Raw genomic sequence first — 25959 nt, 5'->3', positions numbered from 1 at the left:
GTAAAACTATGAAACACAATTACTATTTTAGGCATTTAGTAGCTTTTTTAAGTTTTTTTTGTTGCTTTTCGGCCTCCGTTTTTGCACAAGCAACATCCCCTCTAACCCAAGATTTACCTTTTTCTCAAAATTTTTTAACTTTAGATGCGGCCTCTGCTGTATATCCTGCGGGATTTCAAGGTTGGACAGCCAGTATAACACCGGGAAGCTCGTTTAACACCACAGCTACACAAGTTGCAGACAGAGCATTAGTTGCCAGCAGTACAGCTGGAACATCGAGTGGAAACATCCACAATTATGACGGAAAAATTGGTTTTCTGAATACTGGTTCGTTAGATTTAGCTTTAGGATTTGCTTTCAAAACAGTTGGTAGATCCAGAATTGCCGTAGAATATGATGCCATGGTAATTCGTAATCCCTATAACGGAACTACAAATTCTCGTATCAATGAATTAGTACTGCAATACAGAGTCGGTACTACCGATGCTTTTAGTACTTTATTACCAACTATGTACTCTAGCGGTATAACTGCACAAACTGCGGGTACAACAGGACTAAACATTCAAAAAATCAAAATTGTTCTGCCAACGGAATGTGACAATAAAGAATTAATTCAGATTCGATGGATTTCAAGACAAGTTTCCGGTGGTGGTTCCCGCCCTTCGTTTGCCGTTGACAACATTAGTGTAAATAATGATGTTACGCCTGCTGTAAATGCGGATGGATTTCCAAAAATTAGCAACATCCTGTCTGATGGATTTGATTTTTCAACTCAATTGAACGAAACTGGAAAGACCTATTTTGTTGTATTATCATCAGGAAGTGCGGCCCCAAGCGCAGCACAGATAAAAGCAGGAACAAATGCTACTGATACAGCGGCTTTACAAGCAGGTGTAATCGAAATTACAGCTGCTACTGTTGCGTATGTAAAAAACATCACGGGATTAACTTTGGCAACGGCTTATGTCGTGTATTCTATATCTGAAGATGCCAGTGAAAACATTCAAACTGAAAGCAACAAACTGGATGTAGTAACTTCCAGCGTCGTAGTTCCATCTTTATCAACTACTAAAACTGCTTTAGATTTTAGTTTTGTTGAGCAAAATTTCAGTTCAACTGCATTAAATTATCAGATTGAGGCGTTTAATATTACTGGAGCGGTAACTTTGACAGCATCCGGGAACTTTACAATTTCTAAGAATGAAACTACCAATTTTCAAACGGCATTGGTTTTTCCGTCACAAGATTTCAATAATAATACAACTTCTACCATTTATGTACGATTTACGCCTTCTACAACTGGTGTATTTACAGGACAAATTAGTCATGAATCTACTGGCGCTTCCACAAAGACAGTGGCTTTATCAGGAACAGGAATTAATCCGTACATTCAAGATTTTAATGATTCAAAGGTTCTTACAAACAGTGGATGGACAGAATATAGTGTGGCCGGTGATAAGATTAAATGGGTGAGCACAAATACCCGTTTTAACAGTTCACCAGCAGCAGTACAAATGAATGGATATTCAGAAACTGGAGCCAGTAAAGATTGGTTAATTTCTCCTAATTTACGTTTAGACACTTTTGACAAATTCCCATTATTGTCTTTTTATTCGCGTAAATTTTTTGCAGGAACACCACTTAAATTAATGGTTTCTGTTGATTACGATGGAAAAAGCAACCCGGAAACAGCAACTTGGATCACTCTTGAAGGAGATTTTCCAACTACTACGGGAACATTTAAACAATCCCAATACATCAACTTAGCAGCTTATAAAACCAATCATACTTATGTGGCTTGGGTATATGAAACTATCGTTTCTGGCGGTTATGATACTGCTGAATGGACTGTTGACGATGTGAAAATATCTAATGAAGCGTCATTTTTAGCTTCAAATCCTAATTTTAATTTTGGAGAAGTAGCAGCAAATACCGCATCAACAAGCCAATCTTTTATTTTTATGGCTGGTGGTTACGGCGATATTACAGTTACGGCTCCTGCTGATTACCAGTTGTCTGTTGACAACAGTAATTTCCAATCCAGTGTATCGGTTTCAGCTGCTGACGGAGTTGCTGGAAAAATAATTTATGCTCGTTTTTTCCCTTCGTCAAAAGCATTGAGTATTTCAGGTCGTTTGACAGTTGTTGGAACAGGATTGAACCAAGAAACAGGATCTTTAAAGGGTTCTTCATTGCCTAAAACAGAAACATTTGATATTGTAACCTACAACTTAGAATTTTTTGGAAGCAATGTAATCGGTTCAACGGGAACTGAATTTGGTCCAACTGACGATGCATTGCAAATTGAAAATGTAGCAAAAGTCATGAATACTTTAAATGCTGATGTTTATTCCGTTCAAGAGGTTTCTGATGATGCCGCTTTAGAGACATTAATCCAAAAAATAAGCATCAACGGAAAAACTTTTGCCAAAGTAATTTCTCCGGCTTGGTCCTATTCTTTCAATGCTCCTACACCTGACTTCCCTGCTCAAAAATTAGTGGTTCTTTACAATACTCAAACAAGTTCAGTAAAAAAGAGTCGAGTAATGTTCAGCAAACTTTTTGATGATATTCGTGCAGGAAATGCAACTTTACCCGATTACCCAGGCGGAAATAGCGCTAGTTTTTTCTCCTCTGGTCGCTTACCGCAAATGGTTGAAATTGAAACTAATATTGGCGGTGTGAAAAAAGATATAAAAATCATTAACATTCACGCCAGAGCAAATAGTGGCAGCGATATCGCACGATACAATATGAGGAAATATGACGCTGAATTGTTGAAAGATAGTTTAGATGTTCATTATCCTGATGCCAACTTGATAATTTTAGGTGATTATAATGATGATGTAGATGAATCCGTAATTGCAGGAAACCCTTCTTCGTACCAAAAAATGATCGAAGATGTCGCACGTTATAACCCTTTGACTTTAGAAATCAGTAAAACAGGAGCTTTTAGCTATTTGTCTTCAGGTGGTTTCTTAGATCACATTACAATTTCAAATGAGTTAACGTCGGATTATGTTGCAAATTCAACTTCCGTTTACGACCCTCGGTTGGATGTGGCAAATTATGTCAATACCACTTCTGATCATGGACCCGTGATTGCACGTTTTAAACTTAAAGCAGATGCAGCCTTATCAACAAATGACTTGATTGCAACAAACGGATTGTCTGTAGTTACGTATCCAAATCCAGCTTCAGAATCTTTTAGTGTCGTCATTATTTCAGAAAATGCACACGACTTAAAGCTTAACATTTATGATATTTCAGGCCGATCGATGGGACATACAATTAAATTAAAAGGCGTTAACAGCGAAAATGCAACTCGAATAGACATTGCTAAATTGCCAGTAGGAATATATATTTATACCCTTTCCAATGATAATAAAGTCGTTTTTAAAGACAAAATAGTTAAAAAATAAAATATCAGTTTTAGCATTCAAAAAGAGCCGGATTTCAAAAACGAAATTTGGCTTTTTTATTTAATATATTTTAAAATTCAGCCTGTTTGAATCATCACAATTAATACCTTTCTATAAAAAAACTTACATTAGTATTTTGATTTCCGAAAGGAAACCAAGAAACTTTTGTTTATTTTTACAACCTTACAAAAAGAAATTCTATGTCAGATATGTTTCCGTTTTTATTGATTTTCATTGTTGCGCTCGCCATTGGTATTTTCATGGGTAAACTCATTTTCTCTGCTCGATTTCAATCGGAAAAAATCAGTTTAGAAGAAAAACTGATTGCATTTACTTCCCAATTTAATCAACTGAAAGAGCAGTTTACAGCTGATAAATCCATTTTCGAAAAGCGATTAGAAAACATTAATACTGAGAAAGAAAGCATTCGAAGTGAAAAAGACAGTTTAGCCATTCAACTTTCAAAAAAAGAAGTTGATTTTAAGAATCTTTGGGAACGCAACAAAGAACAAAAAGAAGAAGTGGAAAAACTACAAGAAAAATTCACCAAGGAATTTGAGAATCTTGCCAATAAAATATTAGAAGAAAAGTCCAATAAATTTACGGAACAGAACAAGGAAAACATGAAGAATATCTTGACACCTTTGCAGGATAAAATTCAATTGTTCGAAAAAAAAGTCGAAGATACCCATAAAGAAAGCATTGATTACCATGCGGCTTTGCGCCAACAAATTCTGGGCTTACGAGAAATGAATATCCAGATGAGTAAGGAAACCATTAACCTGACCAAGGCATTGAAGGGCGACAGCAAGATGCAAGGAAATTGGGGCGAATTGGTTTTGGAACGCGTTCTTGAAAAATCAGGACTAGAAAAAGGCCGTGAATATGAAGTGCAACAGGCTTTCACAACCGAAGATGGCAACCGTGTTTTTCCTGACGTTGTCATTAATCTGCCTGATGGCAAAAAGATGATTGTCGATTCTAAAGTTTCTTTGACAGCATACGAAAAATACATCAATGAGGAAGATGATATTTTAAAAATCAATTATTTAAAAGAGCACGTTAATTCCATCAAACGTCACGTAGAGCAATTGGGCAATAAAAATTACCACGATTTATACCAAATAGAAAGTCCGGATTTCGTCTTATTATTTATCCCTATTGAACCAGCGTTTGCGATGGCACTAAATGAAGATACGAATTTGTACAATAAAGCATTCGAAAAAAACATTGTTATTGTTACGCCTGCGACTTTATTGGCGACTTTGCGAACTATTGACAGCATGTGGACCAATCAGAAACAACAGGAAAACGCACTCGAAATTGCACGACAAGCGGGCGCTTTGTACGATAAATTTGAAGGTTTTGTGGCAGATTTAATCAAAATTGGAAAAAAAATAGACGAGAGCAAAATAGAATACAGCGGGGCGATGAATAAACTCGTGGAAGGAAAAGGAAACTTGATTGTGAGTGTCGAAAAATTGAAAAAAATGGGAGCTAAGGCAAAGAAAGCGCTTCCAGAAAGCATATTGAACCGAGCAGAAAAAGACGAAAATCAATTATTAAACTAAACAAAATGAGAAAATTTTTAATGATTACCACCGTAATAGTTGTACTTTCCATCGTAGGTTACTTTACTTTTTTATACAACGCCACGTACAGCGAAGGAGTTCGTTCCGGCGAATTAATAAAGGTGAGCAATAAAGGAGTGGCTTTCAAAACTTGGGAAGGGGAAATAAGCCAGGGAATTTCCGGCGCACAAATATTTTCTTTTTCAGTACTAGACAGTGAGAAAAAAGTAATTGCTGACTTACAGGAATTTGAAGGGCAGTATGTACAGGTAAATTATGTAGAACGTTACCGAACATTTCCGTGGTGGGGCGATACGCGCTATTTTATCACAGAAGTCAAAAAAGTAAATTCTCCATTTAAAATAAAATAAATGAATCGAACCTTTAAAACAGTAGCTTCCTCAGACATTAGTATTTCAGAATTAATGTTGCCTTCGCATACTAATTTTAGCGGTAAAATTCACGGAGGCTATATCTTATCCCTACTGGATCAGATCGCTTTTGCTTGTGCTTCTAAATTTTCAGGAAATTATTGCGTAACCGCATCGGTTGATACCGTAAATTTCTTGAAACCTATAGAAGTGGGAGAACTTGTAACAATGAAAGCCAGTGTTAATTATGTTGGGAACAGTTCGATGATTATTGGGATTCGGGTAGAAGCAGAAAATATTCAGACTGGAAAAATCAAACATTGCAATTCGTCTTATTTTACGATGGTCGCCAAAGATAATGACGGTAAAAGTATGCTGGTTCCAGGCTTAATTCTGTTGAATATGAATGATGTTCGTCGGTTTTTTAATTGCATCAAACAAATAGCGCTAAAAAAGGAAAGAGACCTGCACGAGGAAGAATTTGATTACAACTCAAAAGAAGCATTAGAAAGTTTAAAAAAATATAACATTAAGCTAGAATTCTAACAAACCAATATTTGTCATCATAGCAGTTTAAAGTTATAATCTTCCAAATTGTGACCCTTAGAATTTCATTAAAATTTCTGATTAAAAAATTTGGCAAAAATTAAATAATTGCACACATATTTCAGTGGTTGAATGCATTTATTTCATCTGTTTTTTTGTAACTTTAAGTAATTTAATTCATAAATCGTTATGAAAAAAATTACACTGATAGTACTTCTCATCATCGCAATTGCAACTTCTGCTCAAGAAAAAATGGTTTCCTACATGGGAATCACAAACTTTGAGGCCTCCATTCCTTTATTTGAAGAAGTAAAAGCTGTAAATGATAAAACAACCTGTATTTTAATAACAAAAACAGGTGAAATAGCTTGTTGGGTCAACATCAAAGACTTTAAATTTAAAAGAGATTTGATGGGAGAGCATTTCAACAAAAACTACATGGAAAGCAATCGTTTTCCGCGGGCTGTTTTTAAAGGTAAAATTGATAAATTTGATTTAAAAAACATTAACTCAGAATCCAATCCCTACCAAATTACCGGTAAAATAATCCTTCGCGGGCGAACTAAAAAAATTGTGATTAACGGCACCCTGAAAAAAGTAGATAAAGGGATTGAACTTTATTCCGCATTTCCCTTGAACACAGACGATTTCAACATTGAAATTCCTTTTATGGTGCGCAGCAAAATCTCAAAAAACGTCAACACACGACTTATTTGTGTCTTACAATAAAGCTATTTTGTTAAACAATCCCTCAAAGCTTCTTCTAAATTTTTAAATTTAAATTCGAAACCAGTTTGTTGAATTTTCTCTGAAGAAATTCTTCTTCCAGTTAAGACAATAACAGCCATTTCTCCCATTACTAACTTTAATACAAAGGCAGGAACATTGGGCAACCATATAGAATAGCCAAAAACACCTGCTAGTGTTTTAGAAAAAAGAGTGTTGGTTGTATTATCCGTTGTGGCTGCGTTGTATGGCCCTTCCATATTTGGATCTGAAACTGCTTGCAGATAGATGTTACATAAATCATCCACATGAATCCACGGCATGTATTGCTTTCCGGAACCCAATGCAGAACCCAATCGAAACTTAAACAAGGGAATAAGTTTTTTCAAAAAGCCATCATTTTTTCCTAACACTAATCCAGTGCGAATTTTGACGGTACGGATACTTAAATTTTCGATAAAATCTAGAGAATCTTCCCATTTCTGACAAGTATATCCTAAGAAATCATTTGCAGGCGGCATGTTTTCCGAACAAATCTCTTCTCCGTTTACAGCGCCATAAATTCCAACGGCAGAAGCTGAAATAAAGGCGTCCAGTTTTTTATTGTTCTTTTTTAAAACGGAGTACAACAATTGAGTTGATTTTTCCCGACTATCAATAATTGCCGCTTTTCGTTTGGCTGTCCATCTTTTCTCCGCAATATTTTCTCCTGCTAAGTGAATGATGTAATCTGCGTTCAAAACAGCCTTTTCATCTATTGTCTGATTCGTAACATCCCATTTGTAATAGAAAATATCTCCTTTACTTTGTTTTTCACTCCTGCTTAATATGGAAACAGAGTACCCTTTGGCTACCAATAACGCAGTCAAATTTCTTCCAATAAATCCCGAACCGCCGCTTATTAATACATTTTTTTTCATGATAGTGTAAAGCTAATGATTTATAATGATATAAAATTATATTAAATTTTGTTTAACTTTATTAATATATCGTTAAACATTTCATACCTTTATACTTTAATTTGAAAAACACTAAAAATGGCTATTAAAAAAACAATAATAACAAAGGACAAAATAGTTTCAATGTACATGAATTATGTACTCGATCATAGCGAAAAACCCAAGTCAGTCTATCATTTTACAAAATTGAATGATTTTACCGAAGCAGAATTCTATATATTTTTTGGAACTATAGAAAGTATTGAGAAAGAAATTTTCAAAATGTTCATTGAAAAAACAGTCGAGTTACTTCATAAGAATAAGGAATACGAGATGTATGATATGAAAAGCAAAATGCTTAGTTTTTACTTTACCTTTTTCGAAATATTGACTGCTAACCGAAGCTACGTGGTTCTTGTTCTAAAAGAGCACAACAATCAGTTGAAAAAACTAATGCAATTATCCGGACTCAGAAGCAGCTTCAAAAACTTTCTGACTGAAATCATTTCTGACGACTTTAGAACGCAACAAGAAAAGCTTCAAAATTTCCAAGAGAAAACATTTCAGGAAACATCATGGATTCAACTTTTATTAACGCTGAAATTCTGGCTGGATGATTCTTCACCTTCTTTCGAAAAAACAGACATTTATATCGAAAAATCGGTGAAAGTGACTTTTGAATTAATGAACATTGCGCCTATTGACAGCTTAATCGATTTTGGAAAATTTATTTTCAAAGAAAAAATTTATAACAAGTAATGAAAACTATAGACTATATCCCTACATCAAAAATTGAAAGGGCTACAAAACTGGTGCAAACCGGTGCAAAAGTTGGTGTAAACTACCTTAAATATTACGGAGAAAAAATGGTCAATTCTGATTTGACTCGTGATAAATTAAATGAAGATAACGCAGAAGATATTTATGACGGATTGAAAAGTTTGAAAGGAAGTGCGCTGAAAGTTGCCCAAATGCTAAGCATGGACAAAAGCTTTTTGCCACAAGCTTACGTTGAAAAATTTTCGTTGTCCCAATTTTCCGTTCCACCACTTTCAGCTCCATTAGTATTGAAAACGTTCAAGACAAATTTTGGAAAAACACCGTATGAAATTTTTGATGAGTTCAATGCTAATTCCGTTAACGCAGCAAGTATCGGACAAGTTCATGTTGCGGTAAAAAATGGTAAAAAACTGGCGGTAAAAATCCAATATCCTGGCGTTGCCAATAGTATTTCATCAGATTTATCGATGGTAAAACCTATTGCTATCAGAATGTTCAACCTTCAGGGGAAAGATTCGGATAAATATTTTAAGGAAGTCGAGGACAAATTGATTGAGGAAACCAATTATTTATTGGAATTAAAGCAAAGTCAAGAAGTCGTTGCCGCGTGCAAAAAGATTGAAAACTTGGTTTTTCCAAATTACTATTCTGAATTTTCTTCGGAGAAGATTATTACGATGGATTGGATGACAGGAATTCATCTTTCAGAATTTACCAAAATAAATACCAGTCCGGAAAAAGCCAATAAAATTGGTCAGGCATTATGGGATTTCTACATGTACCAAATTCATATTTTGAAAAAAGTACACGCTGATCCACATCCGGGAAATTTCTTGGTGAATGAAGAAAATCAATTAGTGGCACTGGATTTTGGTTGTATGAAACAAATTCCAATTGATTTTTACACACCCTATTTTGAATTGATTGACAAAAAAGTAATAAATGACCCTAAAATATTTAATGCGAAATTATTTGAATTGGAAATTTTACGTGTAGATGATTCTGCAGCAGAAATAGTTTATTTCACCGAAATGTTTCATGATTTACTGTCCTTATTTACAAAACCTTTTCAAGAGGAAACATTCGATTTTTCCGATGAAACTTTTTTTGAAAGCATCGCAGCATTAGGAGAACGATTTACAAAAGATACTAATCTTCGAAAAATGAATGGCAATCGAGGTTCTAAACATTTCATTTATATGAACCGAACGTTTTTTGGGTTGTACAATTTGATGTTTGATTTGAAAGCGACAATCGTTGTCAATGAATTTGAAAAATATAAATAGTGAAAAAGGAGCATCTTCCGTCAAAAATGTGTTTGGTGTGTAACCGACCATTTACTTGGCGGAAAAAATGGGAAAAGGTTTGGGACGAAGTAAAATATTGTAGCGAAAAATGCAAAAGAAACAAAAAGGGTTAGTTTGGTTTAGAAATGATTTAAGAGTTCACGATAATGAATCGTTGATGAATGCTATTAGTGAAAATGATACTGTACTTGCAGTGTATTGTTTCGATCCAAGGCATTTTGAAAAGACGGGTTTTGGATTTAAAAAAACAGAAAAGTTTCGAGCAAAATTTCTGATTGAATCGGTTAAAGCATTGAAACAAAATCTGGAAAAATTGAATATTCCGCTTTTGGTTTGTCATCAAAAACCGGAAGATGCTATTCAGGAAATTACTGCTCAAAACGAAATTGGTGCTGTTTATTTTCAAGAGGAATGGACAAAAGAAGAAATGGAAGTTTTAGAGAATATTAAATCTAAAGTTCCAGATTCAGTATCGTTTAAGAGCACATATAATCAATTCTTGTTTCATCCAGATACAATTCCGTTCGAAATTCATAAAATTCCAAATGTTTTTACACAATTCAGGAATCAATGTGAGAAATCGACGAAAATCCGACCGGAATTTAAAGTTCAGCCGCTGTCTAAAGAAAATTGGACCACAAACACAACTGTAATTCCTACGATGAAAACATTGGGATTTACTGATTTTGAAGCAGATTCCAGAACCGCATTCCCATTTGGTGGTGGTGAAGATGAAGCGAAAAAACGCCTGCAAAATTATTTTTGGGAAACCAAAAAATTAAGCGTTTATAAATTGACCCGCAACGGATTAATTGGAACAGATTTTAGTTCGAAATTTTCTCCTTGGTTGGCAAACGGTTCTATTTCAGCGAAAACTATTTATTGGGAAATTGTAAAATATGAACAACAAATTGGGAAAAATGATTCGACTTACTGGCTGATATTCGAACTGATTTGGAGGGATTATTTTAAATACGTATCGTTGAAAAATGGCAATTCTATTTTTAAAATTGGAGGGATTTTAGACAAAAATTACGATTGGAAAAATAATACATCTGCCATAAACAATTGGATTAACGGTACAACACATGAGCCTTTTGTTAATGCTAATATGATTGAACTGCGGCAAACAGGCTGGATGAGCAATCGCGGCAGACAAAATGTAGGTTCCTATTTTGCAAAGAATCTGTTGTTAGACTGGCGTATCGGAGCTGCGTATTTTGAAGCAATGCTCATTGATTACGATGTTCACAGCAATTACGGAAACTGGATGTATGTTTCAGGAGTTGGTAATGATCCGAGAGATCGAAAATTTAATATTAAATTACAAGTTGAGAATTACGACGGACAATCAAAATTCCAGAAATTATGGCTACAACAACAATTATTTTAAAAAGTAAATGAATACAAACAAGAAACATATCAATGTGGTTTGGTTTAAGAGAGACCTTCGTTTAGAGGATAACGAAGCGATTTTTAATGCAACAAGAACAGATATACCCACTTTGTTGCTTTATGTATTCGAAAAATCTTTAGAAAACGATGCACATTACAGTTCGAGACATTGGAATTTCATCAAACAATCACTTGTAGATATCAACAAACAACTGGAACAATCGAACACACAGGTTTTAGCGGTGTCTTCAGAGGTGCTTCAGGTTTTTAATATTCTTGAGGAAACATACAAAATTGAAACGGTGTATTCACATCAGGAAACAGGTCTGAAAATTACGTACGAAAGGGATAAAACTTTTAAACGTTTTTGTAAAAACAATCAAATCAATTGGGTTGAAAACACTAATAACGGTATTTTTAGAGCTTTAAGAAACAGGACAAACTGGGTTTCAAAGTGGGAAAAATACATGAATGAACCGCAATTTATTTTTAATTCCAAAGCAGAAAAGTTCCTTAGTACAGAAGCGATAAGTGAACTTGAAAAAGTATTAGAAAAGACAAATTTAGAAACTGTTCCGGATACTATTTTCCAAAAGGGAGGCAGCACCATGGCTGGTAAATATTTACAAAACTTCTTTGAGGAACGCTATCACAATTACAATTCCCATATTTCGAAACCTTTATTGGCTCGAAAAAGTTGTAGCAGATTATCACCATACATAGCTTGGGGAAATTTATCTTCCAGACAAGTTTTGCAAAAAGCGGCAACCTTCAGATTGACTTCTAGCCATAAAAAGCAAATCGATTCATTTGTTTCAAGACTGACTTGGCAGGCACATTTCATCCAAAAATTTGAAATGGAAGAAGTCATGGAGTTTGAAAGTGTCAATAAAGGTTTTCATTCCTTAAAAAAGAAAGTTGATGAAAATTATATTGAAGCCTGGAAAACGGGACAAACAGGATTTCCATTAATTGATGCTTGCATGCGCTGTTTGAATGAAACGGGCTATTTAAACTTTAGAATGCGTGCTATGTTAGTTTCTTTTTTCACGCATAATTTATGGCAGCCTTGGCAAGAAGCCACACAACATTTATCACAAATGTTTTTGGATTTTGAGCCTGGAATACATTTTCCGCAGTTGCAAATGCAGGCTGGTGAAACCGGAATCAATATGTTACGTATCTATAACCCAATAAAGAATAGTTACGAACACGATCCTGATGGTGAATTTATAAAAAAATGGGTGCCCGAATTACGCAATTTACCACGTGCATTTGTACATGAACCTTATAAAATGACCTATTTAGACCAAAGGTTTAATGACTTTGAAGTGGGTATCAATTATCCGAAACCAATTGTAAGTATGGAACGAACGAGAAAATTTGCCAGTGATTTTTTATGGAAAATGAAGAAAAATCCATTAGTAAAAGAGGAAAGTTTCCGCATCCTAAAGTTACACACCATGGCCGATATAGGCGACAGCGAATAATTTCAATAAATCAATAGCAATATCAAATAAATAAATTACCGTGACCATAAAAAAAGAACTTACTGATTTAGACAAAGACCGAATCATAGAAATGGCTTGGGAAGACCGGACCACTTTTGACGCCATATTACTGCAATTTGGATTAAAAGAACAAGAAGTAATTGACCTGATGCGTACCGAAATGAAAGCATCCAGTTTTAGAATGTGGCGTGAAAGAGTACAAGGTCGCAAAACAAAACATGAAAAATTAAGAGATTTTCGAGAAGGTCGGTTTAAATGTACGATGCAGCGACAAATTAACAATAACAAGATTTCCAAGCGATAGAAATTAGTATTCAATGATCAGTAATCTGTTAAAATAATAACATATAAAAAATGAAAAATATATTAATCATTGGCGGTAGTAAAGGAATTGGTAGCGCTATTTTGTTGCAACAATTAGAGACAAACTTGGTTTACAACATCAGCAGAAACGCACCTGCTATAACACATCCCAATCTGAAACATTTTTCCCTGGATGTTTTAAAAGATACACTTCCTGAAATAGAAGCTATAGATACCTTAATTTATTGTCCGGGTTCCATCAATTTGAAACCTATTGGAAGCCTGAGCATTGATGATTTTAGAAACGATTTTGAAATTAATGTCATTGGTGCTGTAAAAACCATTCAGAAATATTTACCTGTTTTAAGAAAGGGATCTAATCCCTCTATAGTTTTGTTTAGCACGGTAGCTGCAAAATTAGGAATGCCGTTTCATGCCAGTATTGCTACTGCAAAAGCGGGAGTGGAAGGATTAGTAAAATCGCTGGGAGCAGAACTGGCATCGGTAGTACGCATCAATGCCATTGCTCCCACGATTACCGAAACAACGCTTGCAGCAGGAATTCTGAGAAATGACCGAATGAAGGAAAATATGGTAGAACGCCACCCGATGAAAGGCTATCTAAAACCGGAAGAAGTAGCGAACATGGCCAACTTCCTAATTTCGGAAAATGCCAGATCCATTTCAGGTCAGGTTTTCGAAATGGATTATGGAATCGTGACTTTTAAAATTTAGATATAAATTAAAAGTTGTCAGATAGCGTTTTTTTCACCATTAAGGAATAAAGGAAGAGCGCTTAATTTCTATTAATTCCTTACTGGTTATAAAAAAAATGTTTTGAAAAGATCCAATAAAATGATTAGCCAAACTTAAAATTGAAATACAGCATACCATGATAAAAGAAATGAAAAGTTACGAAAAAATCGAACAATATGATACTGAAATAACGCAGGCATTAGCAGATAACTATAAAGTAATTATTGAAAATTTAGGCGAAGATGTTACTCGCGAAGGTCTTGAAAAAACACCCGAACGTGTCGCTAAAGCCATGCAATATTTAACTCATGGTTACGGATTAGATCCATTAGAGATATTAAAATCGGCTATGTTTACTGAAGATCATAAACAAATGATTGTGGTAAAAGATATCGAAGTGTACTCCATGTGTGAACACCATATGTTACCATTTTTTGGAAAAGCACACGTAGCGTATATTCCAAACGGGAAAATTGTGGGATTGAGTAAAATCCCGAGAGTCGTGGATGCTTTTGCCAGAAGAATGCAAGTGCAGGAACGATTGACGGACCAAATTAAAAACTGTATTCAGGATGCTTTAAACCCACTTGGAGTAGCAGTAGTGATTGAAGCGCAACACATGTGCATGCAAATGCGCGGTATTCAGAAACAGAACTCAGTTACAACAACATCATCTTTTACAGGAGCTTTCGAGAAAGACAAAACAAGAAAAGAATTTATTAGCTTACTTTCTAACAAATTGAGTTAAATGTAATTATTAACAGATCAAGTTTCTCATTAACTAAAAATAGCTCGCAGATTAAACAAATTATAACTGATTTTTTGATTGGTTTAAAATTGGAATTAATTCGTTTAATACGTAGCAAAAAATACAAACTATGAAAATTCTCTTAACAGGTGCAACAGGTTATATCGGGAAGCGACTTTTACCACTGCTGATAGCGCAAGGACACGATATAATTTGTTGTGTGAGAGATAAAAACAGGTTTTATTGTCCTGTTGAATTTCAAAAAAATGTTACGGTAATTGAAGTTGACTTTCTGAAGCAAGAAACATTGACCGCTATTCCTGCAGCTATTGACGCAGCTTATTATCTGATTCATTCTATGTCGGGATCCGCATCCAATTTTGATGAATTAGAAAGTGAATCAGCATTGAATTTTGTGCAACGCCTGAATGAAACCACAGCCAAACAAGTTATTTATTTGAGCGGAATTGTCAATGACAAATCGCTTTCGAAACATTTATCTTCCAGAAAAAAAGTAGAAGAAATTTTAAATACAGGAACTTTCGCCACAACCACTTTACGAGCTGGAATTATTGTTGGTTCTGGAAGCGCATCGTTCGAAATCATTCGGGATTTAGTGAATAAACTTCCCATAATGATTACGCCAAAATGGCTCAATACTAAGTGCCAACCGATTGCAATTCCTGATGTTCTTGAATTTTTATCCAAATCATTATTAAATCCTGCTACATACAATCAGAGTTTTGATATTGGCGGACCGGATATTTTAACATACAAAGAAATGCTTTTGGGTTTTGCTGAAGCCAAAAAATTAAAGCGATGGATATTTACCATTCCTATAATGACGCCAAAATTATCCTCGTATTGGTTATATTTTGTCACCTCAACATCCTATAGGCTCGCGTCAGCTCTGGTAAGCAGCATGAAAGTGGAAGTCGTTTGTAGTGATAACCGAATAAATGATTTATTGCATGTAACCCCAATGTCTTACAAACAAGCATTATCTCGTGCTTTGATAAAAGTAGACGAAGACAAAGTAGCTTCAAGCTGGAAAGATTCCTTAATAAGCGGACGTTTTAACAGTAACATTTCGGAATATTTGAAGGTTCCAAAAAAGAATTGCTTTATCGACCGTCGCAAAATGGAAATCATCGACCGGGATTTTACCATCAAAAGAATTTGGTCAATCGGTGGCGACACGGGTTGGTATTATGGCGATTGGTTGTGGGATTTACGGGGTTTTATTGACAAATTATACGGTGGCGTAGGTTCCAGAAGAGGGAGAACGAACCGACATGATATTCATTCCGGAGATGCTTTGGATTTTTGGCGTGTTTTGTATGCCAATAAAGAAGAGGGGAAATTAATTTTGTTTGCCGAAATGAAACTTCCTGGTGAAGCTTGGTTAGAATTCAAAATTATCGGAAATACTTTATATCAATCAGCAACTTTCAGACCTGAAGGTATTTGGGGGAAATTATATTGGTATTCTGTTTTGCCGTTTCACGGATTTATCTTTAATGGAATGCTGCAGAAATTAATTAAATAATTTTCTTTTTTAAACATATAAGTCATTTAAGTTTTTAGATAATGTTTTAAAACTTAAATGACTTATATGTTAAATCTTTTTATTTTAAAATTCCAGCTTTGTAAGTTGCAATAGCCCTATCTCTTGCCATCGCGTGCTCTACCATCGGTTTTCCATAACCTAAATCAAATTCTTTGATCCATTTGCGGACGTAGATTCCTTTTTCATCGAATTTTTTTTGTTGTATCTCCGGATTAAAAACACGGAAGTAAGGTGCGGCATCACAACCGGTTCCTGCTGCCCATTGCCAGTTGCCAACGTTAGCAGACATATCGTAATCCAATAATTTCTCAGCAAAATAGGCTTCTCCCCATTGCCACTGAATCATTAAATGTTTGCATAAGAAACTCGCTACTACCATGCGGACTCTGTTGTGCATGTAACCGGTTTCATTGAGCTGACGCATTCCGGCATCAACCATTGGATAACCTGTTGTTCCCGTACACCAACGTTTAAAGTCAGCTTCGTCATTGCGCCACTGAATCCCATCATAAGCCGACTTAAAGTTTTGAGTAACTACTTTTGGAAAACTAAATAATATTTGCATGAAGAATTCTCTCCAAATCAACTCACTCAAAAATACATCGTTTTTATGAAATGCCCAATTGACTAATTTCCGGACGCTAACAGTCCCAAAACGCAAATGTGGAGACAAATAAGAGGTTTTGTCCAAGGCTGGAAAATCTCTAATTTCTTGATAATTTGAGATAAATTTTAAGTTATGAGGCTTTACTTTTAACGAACTCTCTTCGAAACCTATTTGTTCTAAAGTAGGAAAAGTAAAATTGTTTTTGTGGAAATTAGAAAAATGTGCTTCGGTATCGTATTCCTGAACCGGAGTCATTGATTTGTATTTTTCTAACCATTTGTTTTTAAATGGAGTATAAACCGTATATGGCAGTCCATCTGCTTTTGTGATTTCTTTTTCTTCAAATATAACCTGGTCTTTATAAGAATAAGTAATGATTTCATTTGTTTCTAAGAATTCTCGAATTGCCGTGTCACGTTGTATCGCGTACGGTTCGTAATCTTTGTTAAAGAAAACTTCTCTGACATCAAATTCTTGTAAAAGAGAACGCCAAACATCCAAGGTTTTTCCTTTTTTGATTAAAAGTGAGCTTCCTGTTTCCTGTAGTTGCGCATTTATTTTAGAAAGTGATTCGTAAATAAATCCTACTCGGGCATCGTTTTTTGGTAAACTGTCTAAAATGGAATCATCAAAAATAAATAATGGTATTACCAAATATTTAGACTGTAAGGCTTGAAATAAACCAAAGTTATCTTCCAGACGCAAATCGCGTCTGAACCAAAAAACAGAAACTTGTTGTTTGCTCATTATTTTGAATTAAACATTTCGTCCACTGCAGTAACGCGATACGCGAAAATGGATTTCAATTTATTTTTAACGACCAATGTATTCATGATTTGACCCAGAAAACCAAGTGGTAATCCGTAATGTACCACATCCGTCATTTTGGTTCCGTTTGCTGTTGCTTCAAAGAAATGCTTATGATGCCAAAAACTGTATGGACCAAAACGTTGTTCGTCTATGAAATAACTATTTTCCTTTACTTGGGTTATTACAGTCATCCATGACAAAGTGACTCCAAAAAGTGGCGTTACTTTATATTGTATAATTTGCCCTGGATACATGGATTTATGATCGTAATCCGTGATTTGAAAACCCATGCCTTCTGGTGTAATTTTCTGAAGATTTTTTGGGTTGGAGAAAAAAGCCCAACATTCTTCAACAGTTGCATTTACGTGTTGAACGGTTTCTTGTTTGTATATTTTCATGGTTGTGTTTTAAAGATAAATACCTTCATGGAACACTGAGTTCGCGTGAGGGATAAAAGTGGAGCTCTTTTTATAACCACCCTGTCAGGGTTCAAAACCCTGACAGGGTGGTTATAAAAAAGCGGAAACGGATAGCCCGACCCAACTGTAACGCTAGTGAAAGTGAGGTCACGCCCCAATTACTCTTTAAATTTTGTAGTATTTGAAAGGTACAAAAAGCATTCCGAAACATTCTCCGTACTCTTTGCCCAAATGTTTGTGATGTATTTTATGGGCTTTTCGCAAACCGATTAAATACTTGTTGTTGGTGTGTTTAAACCACTTAAACCGTTGATGGATTAAGACATCATGGATCATGAAATAACACAGACCGTAAAACATAATTCCCAGTCCAATGAAGAATTTATAGTTCAAACCTCCTTCGACGCCATAATAAAACAGTACGATACTTGGAACAGCAAAAATTACAAAAAAGATATCATTCCGTTCAAAAACATTCGCGTATTTAGGTTGATGATGATCAGCATGGAAGTACCACATTGATCCATGCATGACATATTTATGGGTGCACCAGGTTACGCATTCCATTATTAAAAAAGTACCTAGAAAAATCAAGAAAAATATCATTTTGTTATGTATTTAAGTGTAACAATTTTTTAAAATAAGCTGTAATTTAAACTAACTTTAATTTATAAGACACAAAAGATTTTGCCAGCAAACCGGCTTTGGTGTAATTAGAAACTCGGATTCTTGCACTTCCTATTTCGTGACAAGGCGTGTTTTCTAACTTTTTTAATAGTTTTTTGTAATACACAAACGCTGTATACACACCAAACTTAGCTTCAATTGGGAGTTTTATAATTCCTTCGTAGGCAACTCTGAAATCTTCTTCGATTTCATTGATGATAGCCGTTTTCGCATTTTCATCAAAAGAATTCAAGTCAACTCCGGGAAAATAATTGCGGTTCAAAACTAAATTATCATCCTTTAAATCTCGCAGGAAATTTACTTTCTGGAACGCAGAACCTAATCGCATCGCTTCACCCTTCAGTTGCTCATATCGTTTATTATCTCCGGCCACAAAAACCTTAAGACACATTAAACCTACGACATCCGCAGAACCGTAAATGTAGGCATCATACTCTGCTTTATTGTGATAATCTGATTTTATCAAATCTAATTTCATACTTTTTAGAAAAGCCTGAATAAGATCATCCGTTATATTATATTGTTTGACCGTGTGCTGGAAAGAGTTTAAGATCGGATTTAGACTTATTCCTCTTTCAAAGGCTTTATAATACTCATCCTCAAACTCAGTGATTAAACTTTCTTTATCGAAACCATGAAAGGTATCTACGATTTCATCCGCAAAACGAACAAAACCATAAATGCTATAAATGGCATCCCTAATACTTGGCGACAACATATACACCGCCAGAGAGAAAGAGGTACTGTAATTTTTAGTAACTAACTTGCTACATTTAAAAGATACATCATCAAATAATTCTTTCATACTATTGCTCTGAAAATTGCTTATTAATTAATTCCGATACTAATTTTCCAGAAATTAGTGCTGGCGGAACGCCTGGTCCCGGAACGGTCAATTGACCGGTAAAATATAAATTCTTAACTTTTTTACTCTTTAACTTTGGTCTCAAAAATGCGGTTTGCATCAAAGTATTTGCCATTCCGTAAGCATTCCCTTTGTACGAATTGTATTCTGACACGAAATCATTTTTACAGAATGATTGTTTAAAAATAATATTATTTTTTACACTTTGCTGTGTTAAAGTTTCAAAACGATCGATTATTTTTTCAAAATATTCTTCTCTTAAGGATTCAGTATCATTGATTCCCGGAGCTAAAGGTACCAGAAAAAAGCCAGATTCCATTCCTTCCGGAGCGGCAGTTTTATCCGTCACGGACGGGAAGTTTGCATAAAACAATGGTTCTTTTGGCCACTGCGGTTCATCATAAATATCTTTGGCGTGTTGGTAAAAATCAACATCAAAAAACAATGCATGATGCGAAATGTTTTCGATTTTTTTGTTGAAACCTACATAAAACAATAACGATGAAGGTGCGAAAACCCTGCTGTCCCAATATTTCTCAGAATACGCTCGGTGTTCCTGATTCAATAAGGTTTCGGTGTGATGGTAATCTGCACCGCTCAAAATCAAATCGGAAGCAATGATTTCACCATTGACCTGAATGGCTACTGCTGTTTTATTTTCGACGATAATTTTTTCGATGTTGGAATTGGTTTGAAATTTCACTCCCAATTCTAACGCTAAATTTTCCATCCCTCGCACGACATCAAACATTCCTGTTTTGGGGTGCCAAGTTCCCAAACCAAAGTCGGCGTAATTCATAAAACTGTAAAACGACGGCGTATCCGAAGGTTTGGCTCCCAGAAACAAAACCGGAAATTCCAGAATTTGAATCAGCCTTTCATTCTTAAATTTTTTCCGAACATCTTTACTAATAGTGCTAAAAAATTGTCCCACTTTCATGGCTGTTTCCACAGTTATCAATTCGAGTGGAGAAACGCCCGGGCGGTATACTAAATCTTTGATGGCGATATCATAATTGCTTTTGGCCTCAGCCATAAAGTCATTCAGTAGTTTACCGCTTCCTTTTTCGATCGCCTCAAAAGCAAATATAATATCTGCTAAATTGTCTGCTATCGTTATGAAATCATCAATTCCGTAATACACTCGGTAAGCAGGAGACAATTTTATGAGTTCATAATAATCAGTGGTTTTTTTTCCAAAATCAGCAAAGAAACGTTCGAAAACGTCTGGCATCCAGTACCAACTTGGTCCCATATCAAACGTAAAACCTTCTCTCTTTAATTGTCTTGCCCTTCCGCCTATCGCATCATTTTTTTCATATACTATAACATCGTGGCCGCTCTGTGCTAAATACGCAGAGGCTGCCAATGCGGAGAACCCAGAACCGATAATTGTAATTTTTTTTATTTTCTTCATTTGTTTAGCAAATATACGAATTGTTTAAACAAAATAATTAAATCCAGTCGACTAATTCCGTAATTGAATTAAAAACATTAATTCGCTCCGAAACTTTTTCTTTTTTAATAAACTCGACCATTCGTCCAATATACCATAATTCAGTGGTATCGTCCAACAACTCATCAGACATTTTTTGAATGTAACTGTCTAAAATATCTTTTTCAGGTTGCACCGTAAGGTACGATACAAAAACAATGGAATCAAAATGCTTTTTCAAATCTTTCAGATTTTCAATCGGCATACTTTCCCCTAAATATATCGTCTTGTAGCCATTCAACAGAATTTCATAATTAAGATACATTAAACCCAATTCGTGAATTTCATTCATAGGAAGTGACAAAACGAAAACTTTATCGAGTTTGGTTTGTTTTAAAATCTGAAGCTTTTCAGTATTTATTAAAAGTTTTTGCTTAATCAAATAGCTGATAAAATGTTCGTGAGCAGGCGTTATAGTATCGGATTGCCACAATAATCCAAGTTCATTCATTAAGGGAATGAAAACTTGATGAAAAATTTCTTTGAATGATTTTTCCGCAATCAACCAATTATAGGTGTTAAAAAAAAGCTCTTGGTCAAAGTTCATCATTGCCATTTTGAACTCACTAATAGCGTGGCTTTTAGCTGTTTTACTCGAAATTATTTCTCGTACTAAAGACGGAATTTTTTCTTGTGGATAAGTCGCTATTTTTGAAATTTTATAACCATAATCATGTAATAATGTGATGTTTAATAGTTTTTGCAAACTCACCAAATCATATAATCGGATATTAGTATCAGTACGCATCGGTTGAAGGATATCATATCTTTTCTCCCAAATTCGTATCGTATGCGCTTTGATCCCTGAAAGGTTTTCGAGATCTTTTATACTAAACACACTTTTTATATTGTTCATCGTTTATCTAAATTTATTAAACAAATGTAAAATAAATTTTTTTATAAACCTTTACAATCAGTCTTAAACTTTTTTTAATTCTACAATTACTTCAAATAGTGTTACACAAAACAAGTTAAATCCCTTGTTTACAAGTGTTAAATGCTGATTTTATCGTCAGTATTTTCATAGACACCCTTTTATAAAATCATCATTAATAACACTTTAAGAATTCTAAATTAAAATATAATTGATCTTTAAATCATTACATTATAAATTAACGTTTGTTTTACAAATTAATTAAGTAAAATGTTCTACCGTTAAATCATAGTGAAGACTATTTTCGGTAAAAGAAAGTATCAAAGTCCAGCTGAAAATTGATGCATTTATTCTATCTAATTCTAAAGAAAGAAATTTAATACTCATTGTGGCATTTTATTTCCCAAAACGCCCAAATCTTTAATACTTGTTTCCGAAACCAATATTCTTGTCTGCCTTTGTTATCGAATTTATTTTACTCACTACTAGTATTACTATTCACTTATTACAAATTAGAAATAACGGTAGAATTAGTATTATTTATAATTTTTTGTTCTAAAATATTTTTGTAAAATAAACATAATTAACTGTAAATCAATAACTTTATATGCTTTTTATTCATTTAAACAAAACTTTTAATTATGTACAATGAAATATTAAAAGATAGAACGGAAGCGGGCTTTTTACTATCCGAGAAATTAAAAAAATACCAAGATACAAATAGCGTAATTCTTGCCGTTCCTAGAGGCGGAGTTCCCGTGGGATTCGTAATTTCAAAAATCTTACATCTTCCTCTGGATATTGTACTCGCAAAAAAAATTGGTCATCCTTCTAATAAAGAATTTGCAATTGGTGCTGTTTCCATGGACTCCATGATTATTGATGAGCATTCAGACATCCCTAAAAAGTACATCGACAATGAAATTATTAGACTTCGGCAACAACTCGATGAAAAATACGGACGTTATATGGGCGACCGAAAACCGCTTGCAATTGAGAATAAAAACGTGATTCTGGTCGATGATGGCATTGCGACAGGAAATACGCTGCTCTCCTGTATCACTATGTTGCGAAAAAAAAATCCGTCGAAAATAATCGTGGCTGTTCCAGTATTACCTTTTGATACTGTACCCCTATTTGAGAAAAATGCTGATGAGTTAATATATTTGACTGCTTCTAAATATTTTAGGGGAGTTGGCAGTTTTTATGAAAAGTTCAACCAGGTGGAAGATGAAGAAGTGACTCAAATGCTGCGCTTAGCTACAACAACTGAGTAGGGCGATTATATAGTTTTTAACATAATTAAAATTAGAAATAATGGAAAAATTAGATTTGGATATTCCTTTATCGAGAGTGACATAAAAAGGAGATTTAATACGACCGGAAATTGCGACCAGAATCGTTTTGTCATCCTACGGAAGTGGCAGCAGCAGACTCAATCACCGAAACAGAATGATAGCAGAACTTATTCAGCAATAAAACATAGGCACTTTCCTTTTTGATTTACTCACCGAGGAAAAAGAAGAAATGCACGAGAATCAGTTTCATATTGATTTACTGAGTGACCGTTTGATAGAAACGACGCAATGGATATTGCAATAGGACAGAACCAGCAAACTGCCCATTGTTTTTTTGGTGCAAGTATTGAAGCGACATCTGCATTGCGGACAGCAGCACATTCCAACGAAAAAATTAAAGCTCTGGTTTCCGATGGCGAGCGTCCATATTAAGCCATAACCGAATTGCCGCAAGTAACTGCTCCTACTCTATTGATTGTGGGAAGTCTTGACACTACGGTAATCATCATGAACAAAATGGCTTTAAAAAAAACTGAAATCCATTAAAGAATTAACCATAGTTCCAGATGCCACACATCTTTTTGAAGAACCTGGAAAATTACAGGAAGTGGCTGATTTATCCATTAATACAAAAAATACCTAACGGAATAGCACTCAATCTTTAAGGCATGAGACTGAAACATCAATTTAAAAACAATTATTATGGCAACAGTAAACACTTATATGACTTTTAATAGCTTTTGCGAAGAAGCATTCCTGTTTTACAAATCAATTTTTGGTGGCGAATTCTCCTATTTTGGAAGATTTAAGGACATGCCAATTACGGATGGCAAAACCTGTTCATCTGCAGAAGCAGAGAAAATAATGCACGTTTCTCTGCCTATCAGTAAAGAAACGGCCATCATGGGAAGCGACAGTTTTGAATCCTTTGGAACTGAAACTATTTATGGAAATAACTTTTCGCTTTCCCTCAATACCGAAAGTAAAGAAGAAGCAGACAAGCTCTTCAATGCCCTTTCAGACGGCGGAAAAATTACAATGCCCATGGAAAACACCTTTTGTAATGCCTATTTTGGTACATTCACTGATAAATTTGGAATCAATTGGATGGTGAATTTTGATTTGGTGAAAGAAAAATAAAATAAGTACCACACAAATATTGGACTAAATTTTCAGCTACGAATTCCACATATTTACACAAATTAATTGGTGCAAACACGTGTAATTAGTGGCTGTCTTATTGGAAAATAAATAATAAAATTTGCGTAAATCCAAATCATCAGCGTCCTTTCAACATTCATTTATTGTATTATCAAAACGCCAATCTTGTTAACTCTTTTTATGGTAATAAAAAAATATGCCGCAAAGCAATTAGGCTTTCATTTTGCCTTCTTGAAACTAATTGCTCTAAAATATGAAATTACTGTCCTATAAAACAATCACTTTTTTTCCTAAATTAGTTGAATCAAAAAAAATGCTATGAAAGAAATAACCAAAGAAGATATCAGTCAGGAAATATTTGACTTATACGATGATTATGCTCATAATAAAATTGAAAGAAGACAATTCGTCGAGAAACTATCTCTTTTTGCGGTAGGAACGCTGACACTTCCTTCACTTCTTAGTTTTATGACACCCAATTACGTGCATTCTATCTTAATCAAGCCAGACGATCCAAGACTAAAATCAGAATTTATAACCTACGATTCTCCTAAAGGCGGCGGAACGATCAAAGGACTTTTATCGCAAGCTACGGCAACCAAAAAGAAACTACCGGGAATAATAGTGGTACATGAAAACCGCGGATTGAATCCGTATATTGAAGATGTAGGAAGAAGAGCCGCTGTGGAAGGCTTCATCACTTTGGCACCGGATGCCTTATCACCTCTGGGCGGTTATCCGGGAAATGATGATGCTGGAAGGGAATTACAAAAAAAACGTACCCGTGAAGAAATGCTCGAAGATTTCATTGCAGCTTACAAATACCTAAAATCACACAAAGATTGTAATGGACATATAGGTGTGGTAGGATTTTGTTTTGGCGGTTGGATTGCCAATATGATGGCGGTCAAAATACCAAAATTATGTGCCGCAGTTCCCTATTACGGGGGACAGCCCACTGCAGCCGAAGCTGAAAAAATTAAAACGCCTATCATGGCGCACTATGCTAGTTTAGACACCCGAGTAAATGACGGTTGGCCCGCTTATGAAGCCATCCTTAAAAAAAACAAAGTAGAACATGTCGCTTATTTCTACGAAGGTGTGAATCATGGTTTTCATAACAATACGACTCCCAGATACGATGAAAAAGCCGCGACTTTATCTTGGACAAGAACGATAGATTTTTTCAAGGAGAAATTGAAGAAATAATTTTATTTTTTTGATATTTAAAAGTCCCGTGATTGGGGCTTTTTTTTTGGAATTAATTTTAATTAATTTTAATTAATTTTAAAGAAAATACTGCATAAAGTAAACCGATTTTTTAACAAATGGGGAAAGCCCATAAAGATAAGGATGGACAAAGGGCCTGAGTTCATTGCTAAAATAACCTTGGTCTGGAGCGAGGTGAATGGGATCGGGTTCAACTATATCCAGCCGGGGAAGCCCACCCAAAACGTCATCATAAAACGTTTCTATGGCAGTTACAGCAGTGGGTCTAAAATGAGTTTATTGCTGAGCACAAATACCATTTCAGGGAACAAACAGAATCATGGATACAGGATTACAACTCCAAAAAGCCCCACGAATTTTTTGGAGGAAAGTCGCAGGTACAACAGGCCTAATTTAATGCCTTTAGGGGCTAGCCCCAGAAGAATTAAAAACGATAACTTTTTTGAAATTTTGAACAAGTACGCAATTCTAATTTCTGGGAGCTTCCAAATTCAGTTAAATAAATCATGACTAATTATTATTATTTTGTTAAATAAATCACAAATTGATAAATATTAAGAAACAATTTT

At 34.9% G+C, this 25959-nt stretch carries 27 protein-coding genes; 19 read left to right on the top strand and 8 right to left on the bottom strand.

Annotated features, from left to right (window positions below; genetic code table 11):
• Window positions 1–8: 8 nt before the first annotated feature.
• The 5 genes from BMZ76_RS11940 to BMZ76_RS11920 all read left to right on the top strand — a co-directional run bounded on the left by BMZ76_RS11940 (window position 9) and on the right by BMZ76_RS11920 (window position 6639).
• The gene (locus BMZ76_RS11940) at window positions 9–3422 is read left to right on the top strand and encodes a T9SS-dependent choice-of-anchor J family protein (RefSeq protein ID WP_091206765.1); all 3414 of its coding nucleotides are present in this window, start codon (window positions 9–11) and stop codon (window positions 3420–3422) included.
• A 200-nt stretch (window positions 3423–3622) separates the two neighbouring features.
• The gene (gene rmuC / locus BMZ76_RS11935; protein ID WP_091206760.1) at window positions 3623–4993 is read left to right on the top strand and encodes a DNA recombination protein RmuC; all 1371 of its coding nucleotides are present in this window, start codon (window positions 3623–3625) and stop codon (window positions 4991–4993) included.
• Between the two features lie 5 nt (window positions 4994–4998).
• Complete coding sequence (locus BMZ76_RS11930) at window positions 4999–5364, top strand: 6-phosphogluconate dehydrogenase (RefSeq protein WP_091206756.1); 366 nt, start codon at window positions 4999–5001, stop codon at window positions 5362–5364.
• The gene (locus tag BMZ76_RS11925; protein WP_091206753.1) at window positions 5365–5910 is read left to right on the top strand and encodes an acyl-CoA thioesterase; all 546 of its coding nucleotides are present in this window, start codon (window positions 5365–5367) and stop codon (window positions 5908–5910) included.
• 189 nt (window positions 5911–6099) lie between these two features.
• Complete coding sequence (locus BMZ76_RS11920) at window positions 6100–6639, top strand: YceI family protein (RefSeq protein ID WP_091206749.1); 540 nt, start codon at window positions 6100–6102, stop codon at window positions 6637–6639.
• A gap of 2 nt (window positions 6640–6641) precedes the next feature.
• Here the strand turns inward: BMZ76_RS11920 and BMZ76_RS11915 are convergent, their stop codons facing one another.
• Window positions 6642–7556 carry a TIGR01777 family oxidoreductase gene (locus tag BMZ76_RS11915; RefSeq protein ID WP_091206745.1) on the bottom strand — a complete coding sequence of 305 codons (915 nt, stop codon included), beginning with the start codon at window positions 7554–7556 and terminating at the stop codon, window positions 6642–6644.
• 117 nt (window positions 7557–7673) lie between these two features.
• Here BMZ76_RS11915 and BMZ76_RS11910 point away from each other — a divergent pair, with 117 nt between their 5' ends.
• From BMZ76_RS11910 to BMZ76_RS11870, 9 genes are all read left to right on the top strand, one after another.
• Entirely contained in the window at window positions 7674–8333 is a 660-nt protein-coding gene (locus BMZ76_RS11910) for a TetR family transcriptional regulator C-terminal domain-containing protein (RefSeq protein WP_091206742.1), read from the top strand.
• On the top strand, window positions 8333–9640 hold the full coding sequence (locus BMZ76_RS11905; RefSeq protein ID WP_091206739.1) for an ABC1 kinase family protein: 1308 nt from the start codon (window positions 8333–8335) through the stop codon (window positions 9638–9640). The genes BMZ76_RS11910 and BMZ76_RS11905 overlap by 1 nt, the downstream gene beginning before the upstream one ends.
• Window positions 9640–9774, top strand: a complete 135-nt coding sequence (locus BMZ76_RS11900; RefSeq protein WP_091206734.1) for a DUF2256 domain-containing protein — start codon at window positions 9640–9642, stop codon at window positions 9772–9774. The genes BMZ76_RS11905 and BMZ76_RS11900 overlap by 1 nt, the downstream gene beginning before the upstream one ends.
• Window positions 9750–11054 carry a DASH family cryptochrome gene (locus BMZ76_RS11895; protein WP_091206731.1) on the top strand — a complete coding sequence of 435 codons (1305 nt, stop codon included), beginning with the start codon at window positions 9750–9752 and terminating at the stop codon, window positions 11052–11054. Before BMZ76_RS11900 ends, BMZ76_RS11895 begins: the two co-directional genes overlap by 25 nt.
• 7 nt (window positions 11055–11061) lie before the next feature.
• On the top strand, window positions 11062–12546 hold the full coding sequence (locus BMZ76_RS11890) for a cryptochrome/deoxyribodipyrimidine photo-lyase family protein (protein WP_091206727.1): 1485 nt from the start codon (window positions 11062–11064) through the stop codon (window positions 12544–12546).
• 40 nt (window positions 12547–12586) lie between these two features.
• Entirely contained in the window at window positions 12587–12871 is a 285-nt protein-coding gene (locus tag BMZ76_RS11885) for a TIGR03643 family protein (RefSeq protein WP_262987286.1), read from the top strand.
• A 50-nt stretch (window positions 12872–12921) separates the two neighbouring features.
• The gene (locus BMZ76_RS11880) at window positions 12922–13605 is read left to right on the top strand and encodes an SDR family NAD(P)-dependent oxidoreductase (RefSeq protein ID WP_091206724.1); all 684 of its coding nucleotides are present in this window, start codon (window positions 12922–12924) and stop codon (window positions 13603–13605) included.
• Between the two features lie 157 nt (window positions 13606–13762).
• The gene (gene folE, locus BMZ76_RS11875) at window positions 13763–14374 is read left to right on the top strand and encodes a GTP cyclohydrolase I FolE (RefSeq protein ID WP_244281805.1); all 612 of its coding nucleotides are present in this window, start codon (window positions 13763–13765) and stop codon (window positions 14372–14374) included.
• A gap of 130 nt (window positions 14375–14504) precedes the next feature.
• Entirely contained in the window at window positions 14505–15923 is a 1419-nt protein-coding gene (locus tag BMZ76_RS11870) for an SDR family oxidoreductase (RefSeq protein WP_091206722.1), read from the top strand.
• A gap of 79 nt (window positions 15924–16002) precedes the next feature.
• Here the strand turns inward: BMZ76_RS11870 and BMZ76_RS11865 are convergent, their stop codons facing one another.
• The 7 genes from BMZ76_RS11865 to BMZ76_RS16315 all read right to left on the bottom strand — a co-directional run bounded on the left by BMZ76_RS11865 (window position 16003) and on the right by BMZ76_RS16315 (window position 22088).
• Window positions 16003–17298: a cryptochrome/photolyase family protein gene (locus tag BMZ76_RS11865; RefSeq protein WP_091206717.1), complete on the bottom strand. Its 1296-nt coding sequence runs from the start codon at window positions 17296–17298 to the stop codon at window positions 16003–16005.
• A complete protein-coding gene (locus BMZ76_RS11860; protein ID WP_091206713.1) occupies window positions 17298–17759 on the bottom strand; it encodes an SRPBCC family protein in 462 nt (153 codons plus the stop codon). Before BMZ76_RS11860 ends, BMZ76_RS11865 begins: the two co-directional genes overlap by 1 nt.
• A 186-nt stretch (window positions 17760–17945) precedes the next feature.
• The gene (locus BMZ76_RS11855) at window positions 17946–18386 is read right to left on the bottom strand and encodes a sterol desaturase family protein (RefSeq protein ID WP_091206710.1); all 441 of its coding nucleotides are present in this window, start codon (window positions 18384–18386) and stop codon (window positions 17946–17948) included.
• Between the two features lie 46 nt (window positions 18387–18432).
• Window positions 18433–19272, bottom strand: coding sequence for a phytoene/squalene synthase family protein (locus BMZ76_RS11850; RefSeq protein WP_091206707.1), 840 nt, complete (start codon window positions 19270–19272; stop codon window positions 18433–18435).
• 1 nt (window position 19273) lies between these two features.
• Window positions 19274–20749, bottom strand: a complete 1476-nt coding sequence (locus BMZ76_RS11845) for a phytoene desaturase family protein (protein ID WP_091206703.1) — start codon at window positions 20747–20749, stop codon at window positions 19274–19276.
• Window positions 20750–20786: 37 nt separating this feature from the next.
• Window positions 20787–21683, bottom strand: a complete 897-nt coding sequence (locus BMZ76_RS11840; RefSeq protein ID WP_091206700.1) for a MerR family transcriptional regulator — start codon at window positions 21681–21683, stop codon at window positions 20787–20789.
• A gap of 279 nt (window positions 21684–21962) precedes the next feature.
• Complete coding sequence (locus tag BMZ76_RS16315) at window positions 21963–22088, bottom strand: hypothetical protein (protein WP_262987285.1); 126 nt, start codon at window positions 22086–22088, stop codon at window positions 21963–21965.
• 254 nt (window positions 22089–22342) lie between these two features.
• Between BMZ76_RS16315 and BMZ76_RS11835 the strand changes: the two genes are divergently transcribed.
• The 5 genes from BMZ76_RS11835 to BMZ76_RS15920 all read left to right on the top strand — a co-directional run bounded on the left by BMZ76_RS11835 (window position 22343) and on the right by BMZ76_RS15920 (window position 25900).
• A complete protein-coding gene (locus tag BMZ76_RS11835; RefSeq protein ID WP_091206697.1) occupies window positions 22343–22978 on the top strand; it encodes a phosphoribosyltransferase in 636 nt (211 codons plus the stop codon).
• Window positions 22979–23287: 309 nt separating this feature from the next.
• The gene (locus BMZ76_RS16200) at window positions 23288–23431 is read left to right on the top strand and encodes a hypothetical protein (protein ID WP_244281804.1); all 144 of its coding nucleotides are present in this window, start codon (window positions 23288–23290) and stop codon (window positions 23429–23431) included.
• Window positions 23432–23701: 270 nt separating this feature from the next.
• Window positions 23702–24139: a VOC family protein gene (locus BMZ76_RS11825; protein WP_091206694.1), complete on the top strand. Its 438-nt coding sequence runs from the start codon at window positions 23702–23704 to the stop codon at window positions 24137–24139.
• A 339-nt stretch (window positions 24140–24478) separates the two neighbouring features.
• Window positions 24479–25369 (top strand): dienelactone hydrolase family protein, encoded by an 891-nt coding sequence (locus BMZ76_RS11820; protein WP_091206690.1) that lies wholly within the window; start codon window positions 24479–24481, stop codon window positions 25367–25369.
• Between the two features lie 144 nt (window positions 25370–25513).
• Window positions 25514–25900, top strand: a complete 387-nt coding sequence (locus BMZ76_RS15920; protein ID WP_091206687.1) for an integrase core domain-containing protein — start codon at window positions 25514–25516, stop codon at window positions 25898–25900.
• Window positions 25901–25959 lie beyond the last annotated feature (59 nt).

The sequence above is a fragment of the Flavobacterium xueshanense genome, from assembly GCF_900112975.1.
Lineage (GTDB): Bacteria > Bacteroidota > Bacteroidia > Flavobacteriales > Flavobacteriaceae > Flavobacterium > Flavobacterium xueshanense.
The sequence above is the reverse complement of the archived record's forward strand: the minus strand, read 5'-3'. Positions and strand labels throughout refer to the sequence as shown.